This window comes from Arthrobacter sp. NPDC056691 (assembly GCF_042791415.1).
Taxonomy (GTDB): Bacteria; Actinomycetota; Actinomycetes; order Actinomycetales; family Micrococcaceae; genus Arthrobacter.
The window spans coordinates 370,989-395,095 of record NZ_JBHTXX010000001.1 but is presented as its reverse complement, the minus strand read 5'-3'; the positions used below and the strand labels follow the sequence as shown (position 1 = coordinate 395,095).

Annotated in this window: 19 protein-coding genes; 13 read left to right on the top strand and 6 right to left on the bottom strand. The window is 67.1% G+C overall.

The features are described from left to right. Positions 1-63 precede the first annotated feature (63 nt). Complete coding sequence (locus tag ACFRAU_RS01825; RefSeq protein ID WP_377998544.1) at positions 64-2,742, bottom strand: CBM35 domain-containing protein; 2,679 nt, start codon at positions 2,740-2,742, stop codon at positions 64-66. Between the two features lie 222 nt (positions 2,743-2,964). Here ACFRAU_RS01825 and ACFRAU_RS01820 point away from each other — a divergent pair, with 222 nt between their 5' ends. From ACFRAU_RS01820 to ACFRAU_RS01775, 10 genes are all read left to right on the top strand, one after another. Further along, positions 2,965-5,055 carry a glycoside hydrolase family 36 protein gene (locus tag ACFRAU_RS01820; protein WP_377998543.1) on the top strand — a complete coding sequence of 697 codons (2,091 nt, stop codon included), beginning with the start codon at positions 2,965-2,967 and terminating at the stop codon, positions 5,053-5,055. A gap of 69 nt (positions 5,056-5,124) precedes the next feature. Then, the gene (locus tag ACFRAU_RS01815; protein WP_377998542.1) at positions 5,125-6,435 is read left to right on the top strand and encodes an ABC transporter substrate-binding protein; all 1,311 of its coding nucleotides are present in this window, start codon (positions 5,125-5,127) and stop codon (positions 6,433-6,435) included. A 55-nt stretch (positions 6,436-6,490) separates the two neighbouring features. Next, entirely contained in the window at positions 6,491-7,441 is a 951-nt protein-coding gene (locus ACFRAU_RS01810; RefSeq protein ID WP_377998541.1) for a carbohydrate ABC transporter permease, read from the top strand. After that, positions 7,438-8,313 (top strand): carbohydrate ABC transporter permease, encoded by an 876-nt coding sequence (locus ACFRAU_RS01805; protein WP_377995933.1) that lies wholly within the window; start codon positions 7,438-7,440, stop codon positions 8,311-8,313. Before ACFRAU_RS01810 ends, ACFRAU_RS01805 begins: the two co-directional genes overlap by 4 nt. Before the next feature lie 97 nt (positions 8,314-8,410). Further along, entirely contained in the window at positions 8,411-9,475 is a 1,065-nt protein-coding gene (locus ACFRAU_RS01800) for a LacI family DNA-binding transcriptional regulator (RefSeq protein ID WP_377998540.1), read from the top strand. 106 nt (positions 9,476-9,581) lie between these two features. Then, positions 9,582-11,342, top strand: a complete 1,761-nt coding sequence (araB, locus tag ACFRAU_RS01795) for a ribulokinase (RefSeq protein WP_377998539.1) — start codon at positions 9,582-9,584, stop codon at positions 11,340-11,342. Continuing rightward, the gene (locus ACFRAU_RS01790) at positions 11,339-12,049 is read left to right on the top strand and encodes an L-ribulose-5-phosphate 4-epimerase (protein ID WP_377998538.1); all 711 of its coding nucleotides are present in this window, start codon (positions 11,339-11,341) and stop codon (positions 12,047-12,049) included. The genes araB and ACFRAU_RS01790 overlap by 4 nt, the downstream gene beginning before the upstream one ends. Before the next feature lie 46 nt (positions 12,050-12,095). Continuing rightward, a complete protein-coding gene (araA, locus tag ACFRAU_RS01785; protein ID WP_377998537.1) occupies positions 12,096-13,616 on the top strand; it encodes an L-arabinose isomerase in 1,521 nt (506 codons plus the stop codon). A gap of 14 nt (positions 13,617-13,630) precedes the next feature. Then, complete coding sequence (locus tag ACFRAU_RS01780) at positions 13,631-14,527, top strand: aldose 1-epimerase family protein (RefSeq protein WP_377998536.1); 897 nt, start codon at positions 13,631-13,633, stop codon at positions 14,525-14,527. A 13-nt stretch (positions 14,528-14,540) separates the two neighbouring features. Beyond that, positions 14,541-15,554: a LacI family DNA-binding transcriptional regulator gene (locus ACFRAU_RS01775; RefSeq protein ID WP_377998535.1), complete on the top strand. Its 1,014-nt coding sequence runs from the start codon at positions 14,541-14,543 to the stop codon at positions 15,552-15,554. 35 nt (positions 15,555-15,589) lie between these two features. Here ACFRAU_RS01775 and ACFRAU_RS01770 read toward each other — a convergent pair whose 3' ends face one another. The 5 genes from ACFRAU_RS01770 to ACFRAU_RS01750 form a co-directional block, all read right to left on the bottom strand. Next, positions 15,590-16,204, bottom strand: coding sequence for a TetR/AcrR family transcriptional regulator (locus ACFRAU_RS01770; protein WP_377998534.1), 615 nt, complete (start codon positions 16,202-16,204; stop codon positions 15,590-15,592). Positions 16,205-16,284: 80 nt separating this feature from the next. Then, positions 16,285-17,547 (bottom strand): NAD(P)/FAD-dependent oxidoreductase, encoded by a 1,263-nt coding sequence (locus ACFRAU_RS01765; protein WP_377998533.1) that lies wholly within the window; start codon positions 17,545-17,547, stop codon positions 16,285-16,287. Beyond that, entirely contained in the window at positions 17,544-17,738 is a 195-nt protein-coding gene (locus tag ACFRAU_RS01760) for a ferredoxin (protein WP_377995924.1), read from the bottom strand. The genes ACFRAU_RS01765 and ACFRAU_RS01760 overlap by 4 nt, the downstream gene beginning before the upstream one ends. Next, the gene (locus ACFRAU_RS01755; RefSeq protein ID WP_377998532.1) at positions 17,735-18,907 is read right to left on the bottom strand and encodes a cytochrome P450; all 1,173 of its coding nucleotides are present in this window, start codon (positions 18,905-18,907) and stop codon (positions 17,735-17,737) included. Before ACFRAU_RS01755 ends, ACFRAU_RS01760 begins: the two co-directional genes overlap by 4 nt. 66 nt (positions 18,908-18,973) lie before the next feature. Continuing rightward, positions 18,974-20,704, bottom strand: a complete 1,731-nt coding sequence (locus tag ACFRAU_RS01750; protein WP_377998531.1) for an MFS transporter — start codon at positions 20,702-20,704, stop codon at positions 18,974-18,976. Positions 20,705-20,913: 209 nt separating this feature from the next. Between ACFRAU_RS01750 and ACFRAU_RS01745 the strand changes: the two genes are divergently transcribed. The 3 genes from ACFRAU_RS01745 (at position 20,914) to ACFRAU_RS01735 (ending at position 24,103) form a co-directional block, all read left to right on the top strand. Further along, complete coding sequence (locus ACFRAU_RS01745; protein WP_377998530.1) at positions 20,914-21,924, top strand: phosphotriesterase; 1,011 nt, start codon at positions 20,914-20,916, stop codon at positions 21,922-21,924. Positions 21,925-21,991: 67 nt separating this feature from the next. Continuing rightward, a complete protein-coding gene (locus ACFRAU_RS01740; protein WP_377998529.1) occupies positions 21,992-22,942 on the top strand; it encodes a phosphotriesterase in 951 nt (316 codons plus the stop codon). 36 nt (positions 22,943-22,978) lie between these two features. Next, the gene (locus ACFRAU_RS01735; protein ID WP_377998528.1) at positions 22,979-24,103 is read left to right on the top strand and encodes an FAD-dependent oxidoreductase; all 1,125 of its coding nucleotides are present in this window, start codon (positions 22,979-22,981) and stop codon (positions 24,101-24,103) included. Positions 24,104-24,107 lie beyond the last annotated feature (4 nt).

Sequence of the window (24,107 nt, the reverse complement as noted above, 5' to 3'; positions counted from 1 at the left end):
ACAGCAGCTGGCCGCGGGCACCTTCCGGTGTCCGCGGCCAGCTGGTCCTTCATCGCCCGGCGATTACCGCCGGACCGTTGTTGGCGTGCCTGCGACAAACCTGGCCAGAACCACTGTGTCAATGTTCGGCGCGTAGGCGGTCGCGTTGCCCAGCACCAACGCACCGTCGCCGGTGGCAAGGCTCAGCGGGATGGTCTTGTCCCAGTAGCTGTTCCACGCATAGTTGTGCCGCATGGCACCGCGGACTGTCGATCCGCCGTCTTCGGTGACGTCAACGAAGCGGCTGATCACCTGCGGGTTGTAGTTGATCGCGGCCGACTTGTCCGCGTTCGCGGCTGCGAGCACCATTTGGTACTCGCCGGCCCCGAAGCCCGCCGGGCGGGGAACAGTCAGGGTGTTGCCTGCCCCGTTTCCGATATATCCGACGTCCCGGACCACGCCGGACCCGTCAGCGGAACCGTTGGAGCCGGCTCCCGCCGTCTGCACGGCTGCGGCACCGGCACGCGGCAGGGCCTCCGCCTCGGAGCGGAAGACGTTGGCTGCATCTGAATCGGCGTTCTTCTGATCGGCGCCGCGCAGGGTGCTGACGCTGCCGACGAGTGCCCCGGATGGCGCGCTGACGGTGAGTTCGTTGATCCCCTGCGGCAGGAAGGCCCTGACTGTCGAGTCCCAGGTGCCTGAGCGGGCGGCCGCAGGAAGCGCAACCGGGCGGCCGTTGACGGCCAGCTTCAGGGCAGAAGCACCGCTGGTTGTGAAGTGCGCAGTGACGTCGTAGTAGCCGGTCTCGGCCGTGGAGGCGAAGAACGTGGCGGAGGCCTGGCCTGAAAGGTCGGCAGAGCCGGAGGTTCCGGGCTTGGCGTACGAGAGCTGGGCCCCGCCGGCCAGCCGGGCGTCCGTGGCCGGGTAGGCGGCCTTCTCGCCGTCGGTGATGTCGCGGAGGTCGAAGCGGTCCAGGGTGATATCGGCACCGGGCAGGATCGTCCCGCCGTCCTTGCTCGCCCGCAGAGACAGCGTGTGCGTGCCGGCGGTCAGGGAAACCGTCGCATCAGTCGTGCCGCGGTAGGTCCAGGACAGGCCGGCCGAATACTTGATCAGCTGGTTGAAGGTCCCGTCGACCAGCAGGGCGTGCTGGCCGGGCCGCTGGTTGGCGCCCGCGAGGATGGAGAGCCGGTACGTCCCCGTGCGGGGAACGGTCACCTCCCAGGCGGCAGCAGAGCTGGCCTTGTTAAACGAGCCCACGTCCCGGCCCGCAGAGGCCATGAAGGACCATTCGCGGGAGGGGTCCTGGTTGTACACGGTAGCGTCGGTCAGGTTGGTGTTTTCCGCTTCGGTGCTGTTGACCAGGTCGCCGGCGACCGGCTGTGGGTCGGCGAGGGCAGGGGTGATTTCGAGCTGGTAGGCGGAATAGCGGTCGCTGTTGGGGACCGTGACGGAGACCTTGCCGTCTTTGACTTTCGCGTGGGCGGAGACAACCACCGGGGGCTGAAGCGAGGCGCCTTCCGCGCCGTTGAGCCGGTTGGCTCTGACCTGAACGTCCACGGAATTGCCAAAGACGGCCTTGTCGATGCCGCCTACGGACACATTGACGTCGCTGGAGCCGCCACCCAGGAGAACTGTGGCCTTCTTCTTTGCCGGGTCGACGGCGGCGATCCCCTGGAGCGTGTCCGGTACGTTCAGCTGGGGCGGGGTGACCTTTGCGGTCTTCGAGCCGGCGAGGTCGCCGTACCACTTGAACATCCACCAGCCGCCGTTGCCGCCGTTGTTGCGTGACGAATTATCAGAGAGGTTTCCCGCGTAGTTCCAGTAAGCGGTCTGTGCGTCCACCTTCTGGTCCTCGAACATGGACATCCACTGGACCAGCTGCCCGGGAACGCCCATGTCGCGGAGCATGCCGTATTCGGTGATGTTCACCGGGATGTCCGGGATGCCCTGATCGCGGAGGATCTGCTTGTACTCGGCAAAGTGGCCGCGGAAGGTGCCGAGGTTGTTGGTGCCCAGCTCGTGCCAGATGAAGACATCGGGCAGTTCGTTCCTGCCCTTTGCATAGGCCAGGAAATCGGCGCTGCGGTCCTGGTGCCACCAGGCGTCCCCAGGGCCGCCGATCTTCGGCTTCGGCAGGCCGTGGGCGGCGTAGACGTCCCCGATGGCTTGGTAGGCGGCGCTCCAGTCGCCGAGGAACTGATCCTTCTGCGCCTGCCAGTTGGGGTACCAGTTGCCGGCATCGGGTTCGTTGAATGGGATGAAAATGTAATTCCCGGGGTGTTCGGACTGCGTCGCGATCTTTTCTGCAACCGAGCGGACGATTGGCAGGTAATCCCATTCGCCGTCGTTGTTGGCGTCCCCGGGACGTTTCCCGCCGTTGTAGGCCCAGTCCGGGTATTCGTCCTGGATGTACACATAGAGGTCCTTTCCGCCTGCCGCGAAGAAGGAGCGTTCAACGTCCAGCGCATCCCCGTTGGGATGCTGCGCGCCCTGGGGCGGCTTCTGGGAGGTGTTGGTGATGCGGACGCCGTTCAGGACCGCCTGGCTTGGCACGCCGTCGTCGCCCAGTCCGTAAAGGGTGCCGGTGGCACCGCCGCGGAAGTCGCCCGTGGACTGCGCCAGGTCAACGGACAGCGTTTCGGCGGGCGCCGCTGCCACTGGCTGGGCGGCGAGGCCGCAGACTGTGAGGGAGAGGGCGGCCGCCGTCGCCGCTGCCGGGCCGGCCAACGGGAACCGCCGCCGTCTTGGATTGCTGCTCAATTCGTACTCCTTCGTACCGGGCTTCAGCCGGTCTCAGTTCATAGAACATTGCCTGGAAGGCGCGTGGCCAAAGCATCCCGCGGATAAGGAATCGCATCCCGCAGAGAGGGCTGTTAGCGCCAACAACTAGGAGCCTACTGTGGTTGACATCACTTTTGAAGACGTTATCATGAAAACGTCTTCAAAAATCTAGCTACCCTTTCTGCGGGTGAGGAGAACATTTTGTCCAGCCCTGTTCTGTCCTTCGGGCACGATGCCCTGACGGTTGAAATCTGTCAGGACCCAGCCGGCGCACCCTATCTTGCGGCGATGGCATTCGACGGCAACAAACTTCAGATGCAGCCCGGCCAGCCGCTGGTGGAGATTCTCACGGTTGAGGAGGGCCGCTACCATCCGTCGGAGCGCCTTGGCCTGACGACGGTGGGCCGGCGCCTGCGGCATGTGGCGCATGAGGTGCAGCAAACGGCAGGCGGCGTGGCTGCGCGCCTGGAGATGGCGGACGCCGAATCCGGTGTGGAAGTTGAGCTGCGGCTGTCATCCCCAGCCGGCTCCGCGGCCCTGAACGCCGTGGCAACGGTCACCAACGCCGGTGTCCGGCGGCAGACACTGCTGGCCGTCACCACTTTGAGCACCAGGATCGGCAACGCCGCGGCGGAGAGCTTCGATGTGGCGTCCGGTGCCAATGACTGGCTTGGTGAGAACAGGTGGCGCATCGAGCCGCTGCGTGCCGCCGCGCCTGATTTGGCATTGGCGGTTCACGGCGGACAGGAGTCCCGCAGCGGCCTTGTGGCCCGTTCCAAAGGAACCTGGTCCACCGGCCGCGACCTGCCCTTTGGTGTACTGGCCAATGATGAGGACGGCTTTGCGGTCGCCTGGCAGGTGGAACACAACGGCGGCTGGAGGTGGGAGGTGACCGAGGGGCCCGGGGGCGTGGCCCTCGGGCTGAGCGGACCCACCGACACGGACCACCAGTGGCAGCAGATTCTGAACCCCGGCGAAACGTTCACCACGGTTCCGGTCACCATCGCACTGGGGCCGGACCTTCAGGGCGCGGTGGCAAACATGACCCGCTACCGCCGCTCCGCCCGCCGTCCGCATCCTGACAACCTGAAACTCCACGTTGTCTATAACGACTACATGAACACGCTCATGGGGGATCCGACGACGGACCGGCTGCTGCCGCTGATCGACGGCGCTGCCGAGGCCGGTGCGGAGGTGTTCTGCATCGACGCCGGCTGGTACGACGACGGGGGCGACTGGTGGGACAGCGTGGGGGAGTGGTCGCCGTCCGCCCGGCGGTTCCCCGGCGGTCTCGGCGCGGTCATTGACCGCATCCGGGAACGCGGCATGATCCCCGGCCTGTGGCTGGAACCCGAGGTGATCGGCGTCCGCAGCCCCATGGCGGCCATGCTGCCGGATGCGGCGTATCTCAGCCGGGACGGCGTCCGGGTCCGGGAAGCGGGACGCTACCACCTCGACCTCAGCCACCCGGCCGCCATAAGGCACGTCAATGCCGTGGTGGACCGCCTGGTCGAGGAGTTCGGCATCGGATTCTTCAAGATCGACTACAACATCAACCCCGGCCCCGGCACGGACCGGGACGCCCACAGCGCAGGGGAAGGGCTGCTCCGCCACAACCGCGCCCACCTTGGCTGGCTCGAGTCCGTCCTGGACCGCCATCCGGACCTGATCATTGAGAACTGCGGCTCCGGTGCGATGAGGATGGACTTCGCGCTCCTCTCACGCCTGCAGCTGCAGTCCACATCCGACCAGCAGGACCCCCTCAAGTATCCGCCCATCGCTGCCGCGGCGCCGATGCTGGTTCTGCCGGAACAGGCCGGGAACTGGGCCTATCCCAACGAGGCCATGGACGAGGAATCGATCGCCTTCAACATGGCCACCGGAATCCTGGGCCGGCTCTATCTTTCCGGCCACCTGAACCGGCTGTCCGAGGCCCAGCGCTACGTTGTGCACGAAGCCATGGATGTCCACAAGGGACTGCGCGCCGTGATTGCCGGAAGCACGCCGTCCTGGCCCCTGGGGCTGCCCCACTGGGAAGACCCGGCCGTGGCGTTGGCGCTGGACTCCGGCAACGAAAGCTACGTCACCGTGTGGCGGCGCCCCGGGGCACCCGAACTGCTGGACCTGCGCTTTCCCGCCCTGGCAGGCAAGGCCGTCTCGGTCCAGACCGTCTTCCCGACGGGCCTGACCGAATGGAAGACGGAGTGGAATCCGGCAGCCGGGCTTCTGCACGTGCACTCCGCATCCCCTGCCCCCTCTGCCCGGACATTCAGGCTCACCGTGGAACGGTAGCGGTCCGGGCCGCGATTTCTTATCCATCCCCCAATAACCCACACTTTCAAGTAAGTAAGGAGCAGTTCAATGAAGAATTTCCTCAAGGCCACGGCGCTGCTGGCCGCCGGGCTCATCGCCCTGAGCGGCTGCAGTGATCCGGGCAGCGCCTCCACCAACACGGCACCGGCCGCGTGGCCCGACGTGAGCACCAAGCTCGACGGCGTCAACCTCACCATCTGGGCAGCACAGAATTCCAACAGTGTGCCCAAGAGCGTCGTCAGTGCCTTCGAAGCCAAGACCGGGGCCAAGGTCAACGTGGTCACCATCCCGGACCCCTACGAACAGGGCGTCCAGACCAAAATCGCCACCGGGGACAAACCCGACCTGGCTTTCTGGCAGCCCACAGCATCGATGCTGACCGCGATCAATGCCAAGACCAACCTGCAGTCCATCGACGGGGCCCCGTGGCTGGAGAAGCTCAAGCCCGCAGTCAAGGACATCACCGGAATCCTCGACAACACCAGGTACGCCTCGCTGATCACGAGCCCCGCCGTTGAGGGCGTCTATTACAACAAGGACGTCTTCGCCAAGGCCGGCATCACCACGGCACCCAAGAACTGGGACGACTTCCTCGCGGCCGCGCGGACCATCAAGAAAGCCGGCACCGTGCCGTTCTTTGAAATGGGCGGCGACAAGTGGGCCACCCAGTGGTGGGTCCAGGTCCAGCTCGCCGACGCGGCCAAGGCCGGCCTGTGGGACAAAGTGAACCAGAACCAGGAAAAGTTCACCGACCCGACCATCCTGACCGCGGTGCAGAATTACAAGGGCCTGATCGATGAGGGCCTGTTCAACCCGAACATCAAGACCGCCACCTTCGCCGACCAGGCCGATGCGCTCCTCTCCGGCAAGGCCGCCATGGCAGTGCAGGTCAACTCCTTCTTCGGCCAGCTTCAGGCCAAGGCGGACACGGCTGAACTGAACAAGAAGATCGGGTTCTTCCCCATCTCTCCCGCCGGCAACGTCGCAACGGTGATCCCGGACCAGTCCAACGCGCTGATCGCCTTCAAGACCGGCGACGCCACGCGGGAAGCCGCCGCGCGCCAGCTGCTGGGCTTCTGGATGGGGGAGGGCTACCAGGACTTCGTCTCCGCCCAGAAGACCGTTTCCCTTGAAACGGACGCCAAGGACTCCACCGACGTGCCGCAGGCGCTCCTTGACGCAGCCGCATCACTGTCCGACTCCGTCGGATCCATGCAGTCCCTGGCAGTGGCCAACCCTGACCTCTACCTGAACCTCGCCGACATGATCCAGGGCACCAAGACCCCCCAGCAGGTCACCCAGGAAACCCAGACCCAATTCGCCCAGCTCGCCAAGGCGCAGGGCGCCGCGGGCTTCTGACCGTCCAGACTCCTGGCGGGCGCCGGGCTAACCCGGCGCCCGCCTGAAAGGCTCCATGATGGCGCTCCATACCACCGCCCGGCCCGCCGGCAAGCGACAGGCACCGCCGGCAGTTCCGGCCCCGGCCGGCCGGGGACACCGCGAAAAATCCGCCCACCCGTTGTGGTTTCTCCTGCCCGCGTTCGCAGTGCTCTTCGTCTTCTTCTTTCTTCCGACGCTCTTCAACTTCATCTATGCCTTCACCGACTGGTCCAGTTTCAAATCAGCGATCAACTTCGCCGGCGTCAGCAACTTCGTCGATCTGCTGGGCAGCGGCACCCTGGTCAATTCGCTGTGGATCACGCTCTTGTATGCGGCCATGGTGGCCGTGTTCCAGAACGTGTTCGGGCTGGGGCTGGCCGTGCTGCTGGAGCGGGACACCAGGATCAACCGCTTCTCCCGGGTGATGTTCTTCATTCCCGTGATCATGTCCGCGCTGGCTGTCGGCTACATCTTCCGCGCCCTGCTCAAGCCCGAAGGTGCCCTCAACGGGATCCTTTCAGCCGTGTTCCAGCAGGACGTCAGCATCGCCTGGCTGGGCTCCACGAGCTGGACGATCGTGGTCGTCGCCCTGATCCACGCGTGGAAATGGATGGGGCTGTCCATGCTGATCTACCTCGCAGGGCTCAAGACCATCAGCGGCGACGTACTGGAAGCGGCGCGCCTGGACGGCTCCACCCCGTGGCAGACCTTCTGGCGAATCAGGTTCCCGCTCATTGCCCCTGCGGTCACCTTCAACGTAGCCACTGCCTTGCTGGGCTCGATGAACGGCTTTGACATCGTCCAGGCAACCACCGAGGGCGGCCCGGCCAAAAGTACCGAGCTGCTCAACATCTTCATCTTCCGGACCTTCGGGCAGGGCCTCTTCGCCCAGTCCACGGCGATGAGCCTGGTGCTCTTCGTGACCGTGGCCGTCCTTGCCTTTCCGGTGGTCCGGATGCTCCGCAAACGTGAGGAAGTCCTGTGAGCGCTCCTACTGTTCTTCGTCCGGCCAACCGCGGCGGCCGCATCAGGCAGCGCCGCCGTCCGGCGGAGTATATCCAGCCCGCCGCAGCGCTGCTCTCGGTCCTGGTCCTCCTCGGCATTCCGCTGTGGATGGTTGTTGTAACCGCTGGCAAGACCCAGGCCGAGGCGCTGAATCCAAACCTGCAGCTGCCCACGGAGTGGCACCTGATGGAGAACTTCGGGCAGGTCTTCAGCCAGGGGAAGATGCCGACGGCGCTCCTGGGCAGCGTTGCGATCATGGTGCCCACGGTCGCCGTCGTCCTTTTCCTCGGCTCCCTGGCCGCCTGGATCCTCGCCCGCCGGAAATCGCGGCTGAACTCGGTGCTGTATGCCCTGGCCATCAGCGGCATCATCCTTCCGCCGGCCGTCGTGACCATCGTCCTGCTCCTCCGGCAGCTCGGGCTCGCCGGATCCGGCGCCGGGATGATCGGCGTGTACGTCGGAATGTACCTGTCCACGGTCATCTTCTTCGTCACGGGTTTCGTCCGGACCATCCCCCTGGAACTGGAGGAAGCCGCCCGGATGGACGGTGCCGGCCCGGTCAAGGTCTTCCTCACCATCATCCTGCCGCTGCTGGTTCCGGTGCTGTCGACGGCGACCATCCTGATCTGCCTCTACGTCTGGAACGACGTCTTCTACGCGCTGTTCGTCATCGGCGGCCGCATCGATACGCTGCCGCTCAACCTCTACCAGGTGGCCAGCTCCGGGCTGTATCTGCAGAACTGGCACCTGATCTTTGCCTACATCGTCCTGATGAGCCTTCCGCTGCTCATCGTCTTCATCGTGGCGCAGCGCAAAATCATTGCGGGTGTGACCAGCGGGGCCGTGAAGTAAGGCCGGCCGGAAGGCCTTAACCCTAAGCTGGTGGTAGCGCCGGAGCCCTGACGGTGCAGCTGCCATTGGAACAACCACGAAACGGAACCTCAAGCTCATGTCGATCCCTTCCGAGGTGCGGCCGCCCTCCATTGGCGACGTGGCCCGCGTGGCCGGAGTTTCCGTGCCCACTGTGTCCCGTGTCCTGACCGGAAAGCAGCGGGTCAGCTCCGACAAGACTAAACGGGTCCACGATGCGATCGCCCAGCTGGGCTACCGTCCGAACAGCGCTGCCCGCGCCCTGGTATCCGGCCGGGGATCCATCATCGGGGTCATCGCAGGAAACACGTCCAGGTACGGTTACGCCTCAGCCATCCAGGGTGTTGAGGAGGCTGCCCGCGCCGCCGGCTACACCGTGGTCATCACCGTGGTGGAAAGCACCGAGGAAACCGAGGTGCAGCGGGCCGTTGACTTGCTGCTGGGCCAGCAGGTCGCAGGAATCGTGGTTCTCAAGTTCGACCCGCCCGGCATCGCCGCCCTGCGTGCGCTGCCGGCAGGAATTCCGGTAGCGGTCATGTCGGGAACCCGGGAAACGCGGCGCTCACAGGCCGTTTTCGAGGAAGCCAAGGCAGCCGCCGCTGCCACGCAGTATCTCCTGGACCTCGGCCACGAGACGGTGCACCACGTGGCCGTGCCGCCGTCACGGCGCGAAGACGGGCGAACGCAGGGCTGGCGAAAGGCGCTCAAGGACGCCGGGGCGCGGGTTCCGCCCGTGATGCAGGCGACCTGGGAGCCCGAAAGCGCCCACACCCTTGGCAAGGCGATTGCCAACAGGCAGGACATCACCGCGCTGTTCTGCGGCAATGACGACCTCGCCATTGGCCTCATCAGCGGGCTGGCCGCCCAAGGCAAGGCAGTTCCGCGGGACTTCAGCGTGGTCGGCTTCGACGACCATCCACTGGCGCGCTTTTGGCTGCCGCCCCTGACTACGGTCAGCCAGGACTTCGTCCGGCTTGGCCACGACGTGTTCAGGCTGCTGCAGGAGCAGATGGCGGGTGCCGCCGTCCACAGGCTGGAGCGGCGGATGCCCGAGCTGATTATCCGGCAGACGGCCGGCGCGCCCCGGGGCGGCAGGCAGGCCCGTGCTGCGGCAGATCCGGCAAGCGCCGCTTCGGGGACATAGCGGCAAGGATTTCCGGCAAGGCAAAAAGGCACTTGACGCATTGTATTGTTAGCGCTCACAATAGTTTCAGCCCGCGAAACAGACGGGCGGTTTATCTGGAGGATTCATGGACGTCACAGCAGACGGCAGCGAAAACTATGTCATCGGGGTGGATTACGGCACCCTGTCCGGCCGGGCCGTGGTTGTGCGGGTCCGCGACGGCAAGGAACTCGGCAGCGGCGTGTTCGACTACCCGCACGCGGTGGTCACGGAAGCGCTTCCGGCGGATGCCGGGGGCGACGGCGTAACCCGGCTTCCCGGGGAATGGGCGCTGCAGGTGCCGAATGACTACCGTGACGTGCTCCGGCACGCTGTTCCCGCCGCGATCGCTGACGCCGGGATCGACCCGGCAGCCGTCGTCGGAATTGCCACGGACTTCACCGCCTGCACCATGGTTCCCGTCAAGGCTGACGGGACCCCGCTGAACGAGGTGCCGGGCTTCGCGAACCGTCCGCACGCGTATGTGAAACTGTGGCGCCACCACGCCGCGCAGGGCCAGGCGGACCGGATTAACGCGCTGGCCGCGGAGCTGGGCGAGTCCTGGCTGCCGCGGTACGGCGGGCTGATCTCCTCGGAGTGGGAGTTCGCCAAGGGGCTGCAGCTGCTGGAGGAGGATCCCGAGGCCTACGCCGAAATGGACCACTGGGTGGAGGCCGCCGACTGGATCGTCTGGCAGCTCTGCGGGAACTATGTCCGCAACGCCTGCACCGCCGGGTACAAGGGTATCTACCAGGACGGGCACTACCCGTCCGATGACTTCCTCACCGCCCTGAACCCGCAGTTCAAGGACTTCGTCAGCACCAAGCTGGACCACACCATCGGCCGGCTGGGCGACGCCGCCGGCTACCTCACCGCCGAGGCCGCCGCCTGGACCGGGCTGCCGGAAGGCATCGCCGTCGCCGTCGGGAACGTGGACGCGCACGTCACCGCGCCGGCAGCCAAGGCCGTGGAGCCGGGGCAGCTCGTGGCCATCATGGGCACCTCCACCTGCCACGTCATGAACGGCGCCGAGCTCCGTGAGGTGCCGGGCATGTGCGGCGTGGTGGACGGCGGCATCGTGGACGGGCTCTGGGGCTACGAGGCCGGACAGTCCGGCGTGGGCGACATCTTCGGCTGGTTCACCAAGTACGGCGTCCCGCCGGAATACCACCAGGCCGCGGCTGAGGCCGGGCAGGGCATCCACGAGTACCTGACGGACCTGGCCTCGGGGCAGGCGATCGGAGCGCACGGCCTGATCGCGCTGGACTGGCACTCGGGCAACCGCTCCGTGCTGGTGGACCACGAGCTCTCCGGCGTGGTGGTGGGCCAGACCCTGGCCACCCGCCCGGAGGACATCTACCGGGCGCTGCTCGAGGCCACGGCCTTCGGCACCCGCACCATCGTGGAGGCCTTCCGGGATTCCGGCGTTCCGGTGAAGGAATTCATCGTGGCCGGCGGACTGCTCAAGAACAAACTCCTCATGCAGATCTACTCGGACATCACCGGCCTGCAGCTCTCCACCATCGGCTCCACCCAGGGCCCGGCTCTCGGCTCGGCCATCCACGCTGCCGTTGCCGCCGGCAAATACCCGGACATCAGGGCCGCCGCGGACGCCATGGGCTCCGCCCCCGGCGCCGTGTACACCCCCATCCCGGACAACGTCGCCGCGTACGACGAACTCTTCCGCGAGTACCGGACCCTGCACGACTACTTCGGCCGGGGAACCAACGAGGTCATGCACCGGCTCAAGGCCATCCAGCGGAACGCCGCCGGTTCCGTGAAACCCGAGACGCCCGGCTCCCCATCCCTGAACGACCCGTCCCTGCTTACCGAGGAGGTCTCCGCATGAGCGCCCTGCTGGAAACCATTGCCCGTGTCCGCCGCGAGGTCTGCGACCTGCACGCCGAGCTGACCCGGTACGGCCTCGTGGTCTGGACTGCGGGCAACGTGTCCGGACGGATCCCCGGCTACGACCTCATGGTCATCAAGCCCTCCGGCCTCTCCTACGATGCCCTGACGCCCGAAGCCATGGTGGTCACCGACCTGTACGGCACGCCGGTCAGCAGCCTGAGCGCCGACGCCGACGGCGTTCCGGCCAAGTGGGAGAACCCGGACCTCTCGCCGTCGTCGGACACGGCCGCGCACGCCTACGTCTACCGGAACATGCCCGACGTCGGCGGTGTGGTGCACACCCACTCCACCTACGCCACGGCCTGGGCCGCGCGCGGGGAGGAGATCCCGTGCGTGCTGACCATGATGGGCGATGAATTCGGCGGTCCGATCCCCGTTGGCCCGTTCGCGCTGATCGGCGACGATTCGATCGGCCGCGGCATCGTGGAGACCCTGCAGGGCTCCAACTCCCCGGCGGTGCTGATGCAGAACCACGGCCCGTTCACCATCGGCAAGGACGCCCGCTCCGCCGTCAAGGCCGCCGTGATGTGCGAGGAAGTGGCCCGCACGGTCCACATCTCGCGCCAGCTCGGCGAACCGTTGCCGATCGACCAGGGGCAGATCGAGTCGCTGTACGACCGCTACCAAAACGTCTACGGACGCTAAGCGCCCGCACCCCGCACCACACCCAAAACTTTCCAAGGAGACACCAATGACCAGCGCCAACAACACCTCCCTCGAGCACTATGAGGTCTGGTTCCTCACCGGCAGCCAGCACCTCTACGGCGAGGACGTCCTGAAGCAGGTGGCTGCCCAGTCGCAGGAGATCGCCGCCGCCCTGAACGAGTCCTCCGCGGTGCCGGTGAAGCTCGTCTGGAAGCCCGTGCTGACGGATTCGGACGCGATCCGCCGCACCGCGCTGGAAGCCAACTCGGACGACTCGGTGATCGGCGTGACGGCGTGGATGCACACGTTCTCCCCGGCCAAGATGTGGATCCAGGGCCTGGACCTGCTCCGCAAGCCGCTCCTGCACCTGCACACCCAGGCGAACGTGGAACTGCCCTGGGCGGACATCGACTTCGACTTCATGAACCTGAACCAGGCCGCCCATGGCGACCGCGAGTTCGGCTACATCCAGGCCCGGCTGGGCGTGCCGCGCAAGACGGTCGTTGGGCACGTGTCCAACCCCGAGGTGGCCCGCCAGGTGGGCGTCTGGCAGCGCGCCTCCGCCGGCTGGGCCGCCGTCCGCAACCTGAAGCTGACCCGCTTCGGGGACAACATGCGCAACGTCGCGGTCACCGAAGGCGACAAGACCGAGGCGGAGCTGCGCTTCGGCGTCTCGGTCAACACCTGGTCCGTCAACGAACTCGCCGACGCTGTCCACGGTGCCGCGGAGTCCGACGTCGACACCCTGGTCGCCGAGTACGAGCGCCTTTACGACGTGGCGCCGGAGCTCCGCGCCGGCGGAGCCCGCCACGAGTCCCTCCGCTACAGCGCCCGCATCGAGCTCGGGCTGCGCAGCTTCCTCGAAGCCAACGGCTCCGCCGCGTTCACCACCTCCTTCGAGGACCTCGGCGAACTGCGCCAGCTGCCGGGCATGGCCGTGCAGCGGCTCATGGCCGACGGCTACGGCTTCGGCGCCGAGGGCGACTGGAAGACCGCCATCCTGATCCGCGCGGCCAAAGTCATGGGCGCCGGGCTGCCCGGCGGTGCCTCCCTCATGGAGGACTACACCTACCACCTCACCCCCGGCCAGGAGAAGATCCTCGGCGCGCACATGCTCGAGGTCTGCCCCTCGCTGACCGCCGGCAAGCCGCGCGTCGAGATCCACCCGCTGGGCATCGGCGGCAAGGAGGACCCGGTCCGCATGGTCTTCGACACCGACGCCGGCCCCGGCGTCGTCGTCGCCCTGTCCGACATGCGCGACCGGTTCCGCCTCGTGGCGAACGCCGTCGACGTCGTCGACCTCGACCAGCCGCTGCCCAACCTGCCGGTGGCACGCGCCCTCTGGGAACCGAAGCCCGACTTCGCCACCTCCGCCGCCGCCTGGCTGACCGCCGGGGCTGCGCACCACACCGTCCTCTCCACCCAGGTGGGCGTGGACGTGTTCGAGGACTTCGCCGAGATCGCGCAGACCGAGCTGCTCACCATCGACGAAGGAACCACGCTCAAGCAGTTCAAGAAGGAACTGGCCTGGAACGCCGCCTACTACAGGCTGGCCGGCAGGCTGTGACCGAAAATAAGGCTGTGACCGAATACAGAATCCGTGCGGGGGAGTACACCGCCACCATCACCGCCCAGGCCGGGGCGCTGCGGGACCTGCGTTACCGGGGACGGGACCTCATTGTCCCGTTCCCGGAAGGCGGGCCCATCCCCGACTACCGGGGCATCATCGCGGCGCCGTGGCCCAACCGGATCGCCGACGGCCGGTACACGTTCGACGGCGTTGAGTACGAGGTGCCGGTCAACGAGCCCGAACGCGGCTGCGCCCTGCACGGACTGGCGTTCCCGCTGGACTGGACTTTGGAGTCCCAGGACGAGTCGTCGGTGACGCTTTCCTGCTCCCCGCAGCCGACGGCGGGATACCCGCATGCGCTGCGCGTCGCCGTCGAGTACCGGCTGGCGGACGACGGCCTGCACAGCACGGTCACAGCCGAGAATGTTGGCCGCACCGCCGCGCCCTACGGGGTCTGCCCGCACCCCTACCTCCTGGCAGGCCCGGCGCCCCTCGACGAATGGATCCTCGAAATCCCCGCCGGGGAATTCCTCGAGGTCACCCCGGACAGGCTGCTGCCAAAGGAAACGCGCACCGTGGAAGGCCACGGGTTCGATTTCCGCGCTCCGCGCCCCATCGGGGCCACGGAGATCGACCACGCCTTCACGGACATTGCGTTCGACGGCGGCGGGCAGGCCAGCGTGCTGGTCCGGGATCCCGGCGGGACCGGCGTCGGAATGACCTGGGACCGCACCTGCCAGTGGCTCCAGATCCACACCGCCGACAAACAGCCCCCGGCCCCCAACCGGCTGGGCCTCGCCGTGGAACCCATGACCTGCCCGCCGGATGCCTTCAACAGCGGCGTGGACCTGATCCGGCTGGAGCCGGGCGCCACGCACCAGGCATCCTGGAGCATCTTCGCCGTATGACCACCTCAACGCGGTGAGCACAAACACCGCGCCACGTCCTCCCGTGATGGAGGACGTGGCGCGCCTCGCCGGGGTGTCCCATCAGACAGTTTCCCGTGTCCTGAACACGCATCCGAACGTCAGTGCCCGGACCCGCAAACGGGTGGAACGCGCCATCGCCGAGCTGGGGTACCGCCGCAATACGGCGGCCCGCAGCCTCGTCACCCGGCGTTCCCAGGCGATCGGGGTCCTGGGCGCCGGCACTTCGCAGTACGGTCCGGCCAACACGCTGCTTGGCGTGCAGCAGGCAGCCCGGAACGAGGGCTACGCCGTCAGCATGGCCAGCCTCAGCGAGGTGACCACCGCCGGGATCCACGATGCGCTCGAACACTTCCTGCTGCAGTCCGTGGACGGGATCGTGGTGATCGTCCCGCACGAGACCATGCTGAAATCGCTGCACACCATCGCGGTGTCCGTCCCGCTGGTTGCCGTGGGCTTCGGGGCGGATGAACACCTCACTGTCGCGGCCGTGAACCAGCGTGTTGGCGCGGCCCTTGCCGTGCAGCACCTGGTCAACCTCGGCCACACCTCCATCGCCCACGTTTCCGGCCCGCAGGACTGGATCGACGCCGCGGCCCGGACCGAGGGCTGGCGTCGCACCCTCGAGCAGGCCGGCCTGCCGGAGGGCGTGCTGATCCGGGGCGACTGGAGTGCCGAAAGCGGCTACCGGGCCGGGCTGGAACTCGCCGCCGCAGGCAACGTCACGGCCCTGTTCGCGGCGAATGACCAGATGGCCTTGGGCGCGCTGCGGGCCTTCAGCGAAGCCGGGCTGCGCGTCCCGGGGGACATCAGCGTGGTGGGCTTCGACGACCAGCCGGAGGCCGGGTATTTCGTTCCGCCGCTGACCACCGTGAACCAGGGCTTCATGGAACTCGGCGCGCGTTGCATCCGGATGCTCCTGTCCGACATGGCCCACGGCCCCTCGGGCGCGGCCTCGGTCCTGAACCCCAAGCTGGTGGTGCGGAGCTCGACGGCCGCTCCTGGATAGGTGCGGCTGACCCGCGTGATTCAGGCTCCGTCGACTCAGCCTTCGTCGCAGAGCAGGTGGTACCAGCTGTCCGCCAGCACTTCGAGGGCGTGCTCGCGGTTCGGTTCCAGCTTGCGCCGTGTCCAGAGCGTGGCGACGTAATCGAGTTGGGTGAAGGCGAGCGTGCCGCGGATGTGGTGCGTCTCCTCCGGGAAGCGGCCGGCCAGCTTCATGCCACGGACCATGTCCGAGATGACTTCCTCGTGCCACCCCTCCACCATGGTCCGCACCTCGGGGTCGAGGACGGCGGCCTCATCCAGTACGTCGAGGTAGGGGCGGAAGGCCGGCCACAGTGCCGCCCGCGACTCCAGCCACGCGAGGACCCCGGACAGCTCGCCCGCACGGACCACCTCAACCAGTTCGACGGCGGTGGAGCCGCTGTTAGGGCCGTCAGCGCGCTCGAGTACGGCGTTGACCCGCGCCATGAAGTCCTTCATCAGGTCGGCCCGCGTGGGGTAGTACGCGTAGAAGGTGACCCGGGTGGTGCCGGCCGCCGCAGCGATCTCTTCGATTTTGGTTGCCGCGTAGCCCTTTTCGGTGAACAGCTCGAGCGCCCGTTCGACGATTGTGTCGCGGGTGAGCTGCTTTTGGGCTTCTCGCAGCGACGGCATGACGCAATCCTAACGTGGCGTGAGGCATCCGTGCGCGGGCGGGGCAAAGGCTGCGCGACGGCAAGGGGGCTGACGTGCTGTCAAGAAAGGCCGGCCCCGTCAGGAAGACCGGCGCCGGCCAGCCGCCGCAGCTTCGGGATGGGGATCCGGTAGTTGATCGCCGCGGCGGTCCCGTCCCTGCCGCCCGCCGAGTGCGTGCCGCCAGGGGAGTACCTGTCCGCCCAATGCAGGAGCATGGACCCTTCCCCCTCACCCCGTTCGCAGGAATCGGGGTCTCCGGCCGCGGGGGTGAAGCCGACCGCCTTGAGGGCCAGGCCGAAGCACTCGGTCCAGAAGTACGGCTGGAAATCGAGCCCGGGCGCTGCGTCCCCCCTAAGCAGGCCGACGGCGGCGCTCTTCGCCTGGTCGATGGCGCTGGTCCACAGCGGCACCCGGCCCACCCCGCGCCGGGTGGGAAAGAACGCCACGTCGCCGGCGGCCACGATGTCCGTCCGGACCCGCCCCCGGGAGTCAACGCGAAGCGACCCGTCGGCCAGGAGCCCCGAGCCGGCCAACCACTCGATATTGGGCTCGTCGCCGACCGCGCTGACCACGACCTCCGCCTCCAGTTCGGTGCCGTCGTCGAGGATTACGCGCGTCCCCGCACCGGACCTGACCAGGCGGGCTTTCCCGCCGCTGACGATCCGCAGTCCGCGCCTGAGTGCGGCGGAGGTGAAAATGCGGGACAGGTAGCCGCCGAGCTGGCGGGAGAGGGGCGCTCCGTCGGCGACGAGCGTGACCTCGCAGCCCGACTGCAGGCAGCCCGAGGCCACTTCCATCCCGAGCGGCCCGCCGCCGATCACCACGACGGACGGGCGCGACGCCACGCGCTGCCTCAGCGTAATGGCGTCCTCGATGGTGCGCAGGGTGAGCTCGGTGGCAGGGGCGCCGTCGCGGGACCCCGCACCGAGCCGCCGGGCCCTCGAGCCGGACGCGATGACCAGGCCGTCGTACGGCAGCTCCCCGCCGTCGGCGAGCCTCACCACCCGGGCGTCGACGTTGAGCCCTGCGGCGCTGACGCCGAGCAGCTCGGTCGCCTCGTGTGTCGGCGCGGGCAGCTCGTGGGCGCTCAGCCCGTTGCCGCCGTTCCGGTTGCCGCCATTCCCGTCAGCACCATTCCCGCCGACACCATGGAGCAGCGCCTTGGACAGCGCAGGGCGGCTGTAGGGGGAGTGGCGCTCGGCGCCGACAACCGTCAGCTCGCCGTCGAAACCGGCAGCGCGCAGCGAGTCGCAGGCCGTCAGGCCGGCGATGCCGTTGCCGACGACGACGATGCGCCGCATGGACACAGTGCCTGCCGTCACGGCGCCACCAGTTTCAGCGCGGCGACGGGGCAGACCCGAACCGCCGCGTTCGCGGCGCCCAGATCCGTCCCTGCAACCTCGGGGGAGTCGATCACGAGTTCACCGCCGTCGTCGAGGTGCATGAGCGCGGGCGCGGCTTCCTCGCAGAGGCCGTGGCCCTCGCAGCGGGGCCGGTCCAGTTCGATCCTCATGCCGCCACCACCTTGGTCACGCGGAGCAGTTCGAAACTGCGCGTGATGTTGCTCGGTTCCCTGACTTCGTTCCCAAGTTCCAGCACCTTCACCCGGCGGGCGAGTGCGTCGATGATCGCGTGGGCTTCGAGCTTCGCCAGGCCTTGGCCAGCGCAGCCGTGCGGCCCGTAGCCGAAGGAAAGGTGGTCCACGGGGTTGCGGCTCACGTCGAAGGCATCCGGGTTTTCGTAGTGGCGCGGGTCGCGGTTGCCGGCGCCAAACAGGATGCCCAGCTGCGCGCCCGCCGGAACGGTCACGCCGTCGATCTCAACCTCCCGGGTGGCTGTGCGGCCCCAGATGTGCACGGGAGCCCAGTAGCGCAGCACCTCGGCGAAGGCCGCGGGGACCAGCTCCGGGTTGTTCCGGACGAGCTCAAGCTGCTCCGGGTGTCGGCCGAACAGCGCAATGATATTCCCGATGGAAGCGATGGTCGTGTCCACGCCGGCGCCGAGGTACTGGTGGATGATGTGCCCGGCCGAGCCTGCGGGGATGTCGCCACGGTCCTCGGCCTCGAAGATCCCCCGGCCGATCGATCCCGGAGCCAGGTCTTCGGCGCTGACCGAAGAGCACCAGCCGTACAGCTCGCCGGCGATCGGGAAACTCTCCTGCGTGCGCTGGTTCAGGGGGCCGATGACCTGCATCGCGGCATGCCCCCAGCGCAGCATGTTGTCCTTCACGCGCCCGCTGAAGCCAATGAGGTCGGCGACGATCTCGAGCGGGAAGGCGCGCGCCAGGGAGTCGACGGCGTCGAAGCTGCCGCCGGCGACCAGTTCGGCGACCAGCTTGTCCGCCTTCTCGTCGATCGTGACCTTCAGGCCGCGGAGTGCGCGCGGGGTGAGATTCTGTGACAACGTCGTGCGGAGTTGCGTGTGCACTGGCGGGTCGGAGGCAAGCGAGGTGCCCTGCAGCGCCTCGTTGACCATGGGATTGAAGCCAAGGCCGGCGGACGAGAAGGTTGCCGGATCGCCGAGGACGTCGCGGATGACGTCGTAGCGCGTCAGCACGTACAGGCCGTTCTTGGGCAGGTGGACGACGCCGGCCTGCTCGCGGAGTGCGGCATACGTGGGGTAGGGGTCGACGAGGATGTCGTCATCCCAGATGTCGATGTCTGATTCGATGGGTGCAGTCACAATGTTCTCCTTGCGGGTGGTGGAGTGGCGGGCGGTAGATAGTTGGCCGGGCCGGGGCTGCGGGTCCTAGACGGCTGCCTCTGCGTTGGCCGCAGTGGTCTCCGAAGTCTCAGCGATGGCAGCGGGTGTGGGCGCCGAGGAACGTGCGGAGATGAAGAGGGTGAGAAGAGCGGAGAGGGTTGCCGCGATGCCCGCGGCGAGATATACGGTCTGGAAACCCTGGCCGAGGGAGGTTCCCGCTGCGCCCTGGATCTGCTGCTGCGCGGAGGTGAGTGCGCTGACCATGCCGTTGACGGCCTGGGCGGGTGCACCGGTGGCCGCTGCCTGGCCGGTGAACTGCGCGACGACGGCATCCCAGCCGGAGAGGTAACCGAGGGGCGGAACGTTCGACAGCCCGGCGACGGCTTCGGCGGGCAGCCCTGCCCCGCGGAGGATCCCGGCGAGGGGCTGGGCGAAGGCTGTGGCTCCGACGCCGAAGGCGATGGCTGAACCGATGACAGGGCCCAGGGCGAAACCGAGGTCCCGCAGGAGGTTGGTGGTGGCGGAGGCCATGCCGATGTGCTGTGGCGGCACGGTGTTGATGGCGACGGCCGTAATGGAGCCAACCGTGAGCGCGAACCCGATGCCCAACAGCAGGAGCGGCAGAATGAACGCCGTCCAGGGAGTTCCGCCGAACGCCTCCGGCGTGCCCAGGGAGAACGTCGAGAGCCAGTAGGCGGAGACGGCCATGGAGGCGAAGCCGGCGGTGAGCACCCAGCGGGGAGCCACGTGGTGGATGAGCCAGCCGACCACCGGGATGAAAGCGAAGGCCGGGCCCTGGATGAAGACGAACAGTACACCGACCTTCCAGGCCTCGGCGAGGGCGAGTCCCCCGACGGCGACGCTGGTGCTGTAGCAGACGGCGAGGAAGGCGAACATGCCGGTGACTGCCACGACGCCGGTGATCGAGTAGGCGCTGTTCCTGAACAGCGAAAGGTGGATCAGCGGCTGCCTGGTGCGTGTTTCGATGACCACGAAGGCTGCCAGGAGGATGGCGCCTGCAACGTAACTGGCGATCACTCCAGCGCTGCCGAAGCCGGCGTCGACGGCCTGGACGGTGGCGAAGAGGACGGCGATGAGGGCGAGGGCGAGGGTGGCCTGGCCAGGCAGGTCGAGTCTGCGCTTCTCGACGCCTGCGGAATCCTTCGCCCGCACCGCGACGATAATGACCGCGACGGCGATCGCGGCGGCAATGTAGTAGGCCACGCGCCAGCCGCTAAAGACGTTGGGTGAGCCGGCCGCGGGACCCGGCAAGGTGAAGGCCTGCGCCGTGACCCCGGCCAGGATGGGGGAGATCACCGCACCCAGCGACAGGAACCCTGCCCAGGTGGCGATAACCTTTGCCCGGGCACGGTGGTCCGGGGTGATGGCCGCGATCATGGACAGCGAAATGGGGAAGAGGATGCCCGCCCCGATCCCGCCGACCGCCTGCGCTGCGATCATCAGTTCGGTGCTCGACGCCAGCGCCGCGAGGACGGAGCCGGCGACGCTGATCACAGCGCCCGCGTAGAGCAGCTTCTTCTGGCCGAACAGGTCGCCCAGAAGGCCCCAGCTGAGCTCAAACACCACGATGCCCATCATGAACATGCCCGCGATCCAGGCCAGGCCTGCGCCCGAGGTGCGGAATTCCACGGCAAAGGTGCCGTTGAGCGCGCCGGGCAGTGCATTCGTGATCTGGGCCAGGGCGACCGCACTGTAAGCGGCAATGAAGGTGGCCCGCTCAGAGCCGCGGCTCGGCAACGGGATGGTCTGACTCATCGATGAAACTCCTTTGTTTCCGTTCAACCGTTGTGGTCTCTCGAAACAGTGTGGAGTTATCTCTTACGCAGTGTCAAGGAAAATAATTGATAGAAAATTTCTTGACGTGATGTAAAGAAATATGGGATGGTGAGTCCAGCGCATGGGAGTGACGGCACGGTCGAGCTCCGCGTCCCCCATCCAGAACCGACCTTCAAGGGAGAAGCCCCGTGAGTCACCCCGCACCCGTCGAAACCGGCGAGGCAGTCCAAGCCCCGGCCGGGCAAACCGTCAACACGGTCCTGGGGCCAATCCCTGCCTCCGAACTGGGCATCGTCGCGGTCCATGAGGTCTTGTTGTCCGTGCTCCCCGGCGCCCAGTACGCCCCCGAAATCTCCATGGACCGGGCGGAGATTTTCGAAGTCCTCGCCGCCAAGCTGGAGGACTTCCGGGCCCACGGCGGGCAGACGATCGTAGACAGCACCGGCATGTTCCACGGCCGCGACCTCAAGCTCTACGAGGCACTGTCCCGCTCCACCGGCGTCCACATCGTTGCCTCCACAGGCCTGGGTCCGGAGGAAGAACTCGGCGGATACTTCCTCACGCCGCAGACCAACCCGCCTACCCCGTGGCCGGCCGAAAAGTTTGCCGACCTCTTCGGCAAGGAGGCCAGTGAGGGGATGGTGGTTCCCAGGGTCGAGCGCCGCGCCGCCGCCGGCATGGTCGCCACCATCGCCGACCGCGCCGGCATGACCCCGACAGAGGAGAGCCTCTTCCGCGGCTCCGCCCGCGCCGCCAGGAGCACCGGCGTCCCGGTCTCCATCCGCTTCGGCGCCGATGCCCTTCATGATCTGGACATCGTCCTGGACGAGCAGATCGGGGCCGACAGGGTGCTCGTCGGCGACCTGGACCGCACGGACGCAGCGGGGGCCGCCCTCAAGGTGGCGGACCTCGGAGCCTTCGTGGGCATCGACCACGTGGGCCTGAACGACCACGCGGACTACCTCACTGACAACGACCGTGCCGGCCTCGTGCTCGAACTCGTCGGAGCCGGCCATGCCGGCAGGATCATCCTTTCGGGAAACTCGATCGGCGTGGCCAAGGGCCTGCCTGAGTACCACCTGCCCTACAGCCACGTCCTGTCCACATTCGTGCCGTTCCTTAAGGCCCGCGGCCTGAGCGAAGAAGACGCCCGGCGCATCCTCGTGGAGAACCCGCGCAACCTATTGGCCGTGCGCTAGGCGGGTCGCGGCCCACCCACAACAAACTTTTGAACCCCTGAGGTGAACCAATGAGCAGGATTCCTTAATGAGCAAGGTCAACACAGTGCTGGGAACCATCCCGGCCGAAGAACTGGAAATCGTGGCGGTCCACGAACACATCGGCTACGGCATGCCCGGGTCCGAACTGGACACCAGGTGGTGGAAGTCGCCGGAGCAGGCCTACGGGGAAACAGTGCCCAAGCTGCGGAAGTTTCGCGAATACGGCGGCGGCACCTTCGTGGACGCCACCGGCATCTGCAACGGCCGCGACGTGGACTACTACAAGTCCCTGTCCCGGAAAACGGGCGTGCACATCGTGGCCTGCACCGGCTTCGTCGGCGGTGACACCGCCCTGCCGCACTTCTCCCGCGCCTCCGTGGACTACCTCGCAAAGGTGTTCATCCACGAGATCACCGTCGGCATCGGCAACACGGGTGCCAAGGCCGGCGTCATCAAGGTGGGCGTTAGCCGGGGCGGACGGATGACGGAGCTGGACAAGCGCATCTACCGTGCCGCGGCCCGCGCCGCCGTCGTCACCGGTGCACCCATCCTGACCCACCTGGCCATCGACCCCGAACCGGCGGTGAACATCTTTAACGAAGAGGGCCTGCCGCTGGACCGAGTGCTCTTCGGCCACGCCGACGACGGCCTGAACGCTCCGGTCACCCCGCACGACTGGATCTACGAGCAGGGCGGCCGCATCGGCTTCGACACCTTCGGCTACGACCTGGAACTGCCGGATCCGCCGTTCTGGGGCCGCAAGCGCGCCGAACGCATGGGGCACTTCGTCAACCTCGTGAACAAGGGCTATGCGGACAAGCTCCTCGTCTCGGCCGACGCCAACTGCAGCCCGCTGGGCTGGCCGGGCGTGAAAGGCCACACCATCAACTACATCTTCGAGGACATGATCCCCGACATGCGTGCAGCCGGTATCGACGAAGCCACCCTCAAGCTCCTGCTCGAAGACAACCCCGCCGACTTCCTGTCCCTTGGCTGAATCCCGGACAGGCCGCCACAAGAAAGAGATGAATCCATGAAGGCTTCGGAAATCAAGAACCTCAAAATTGCCATCGTCGGTGCGGGCTACGGCGGCGCGGCAGCCGCAAAGGCACTGAGCCTGCTCGGCGCGGATGTCACCGTCTACGAACAGGCCACCCGGATGCGCGAGGTCGGCGCCGGCATCGGCCTGCGTCCGGCCACCATGGCCCGGTTCCGCCAGTGGGGAATCTTCGACGCGATCGCGCAGGTCAGCTCACCGAGCGACTACTTCGAAATCCTCACCGCCACCGGTGAACCCATAATGAAGGACACCTGGCCCGAGTCCGGCGACGACAAGCAGACCTACCTCATCCACCGCGGCGACTTCATCGAGGCACTGCTCGGCGTGCTCCCCGAAGGCATGGTGCACCTCGGCCACAAGCTGGAGACCATCGAGGACGGCGGGCCCCGCACCGTCCTCACCTTCACCAACGGCACGACGGTCGAAGCCGACCTGGTGGTGGGCGCCGACGGCATCAGGTCCGTGGTGCGTGAGCAGCTCTTCAGCGCCACAGGCCCCGTGTTCTCCGGCGAGCACGCCTACCGCGTGGTGATCCCGGCCGACGACGCCCACGGCATGGTGGTGGACAGCAACCTGCGGATGTATATCGGCAAGGGCACCAAGGTGTACCTGCTGCCGCTGCGCCACCGCAACCAGATGTCCTTCGACATCACCGCCCTGAATCCGGACGGCACCTGGGCGCCGACGGTCACGAAGGAAGAACTCCTGAAGACGGTGGAGGGCTTCGACGAGCGGATCGTTGAGATCGCCCGCGGCCTCGACATGGACGCGGTCAATATCCGCGCCGTCTACGACATCGACCCCGTTGACACGTGGCACACGGACTCCGCGGTCCTGATGGGCGACGCCGCCCACTCCATGCTGCACCACCAGGGCCAGGGGGCGAACTCCGCCATCGAGGATGCCGGCGCCCTCGCGGATGCATTGGCCCAGGCGGGCTCCGTCAAGGAAGCACTGGCCCTGTTCCAGGCAACCCGCAAGCCGGTGACGGACGAGCTGCAGCGCATCTCCCGCCAGGGCTGGTCCGAGGAAGAGGTCAACGACGTGTTCCCCGGCCAAAAACCCGCAGCTCAAAAGCCCGCCGCGGCAAAGGCCTGAACGC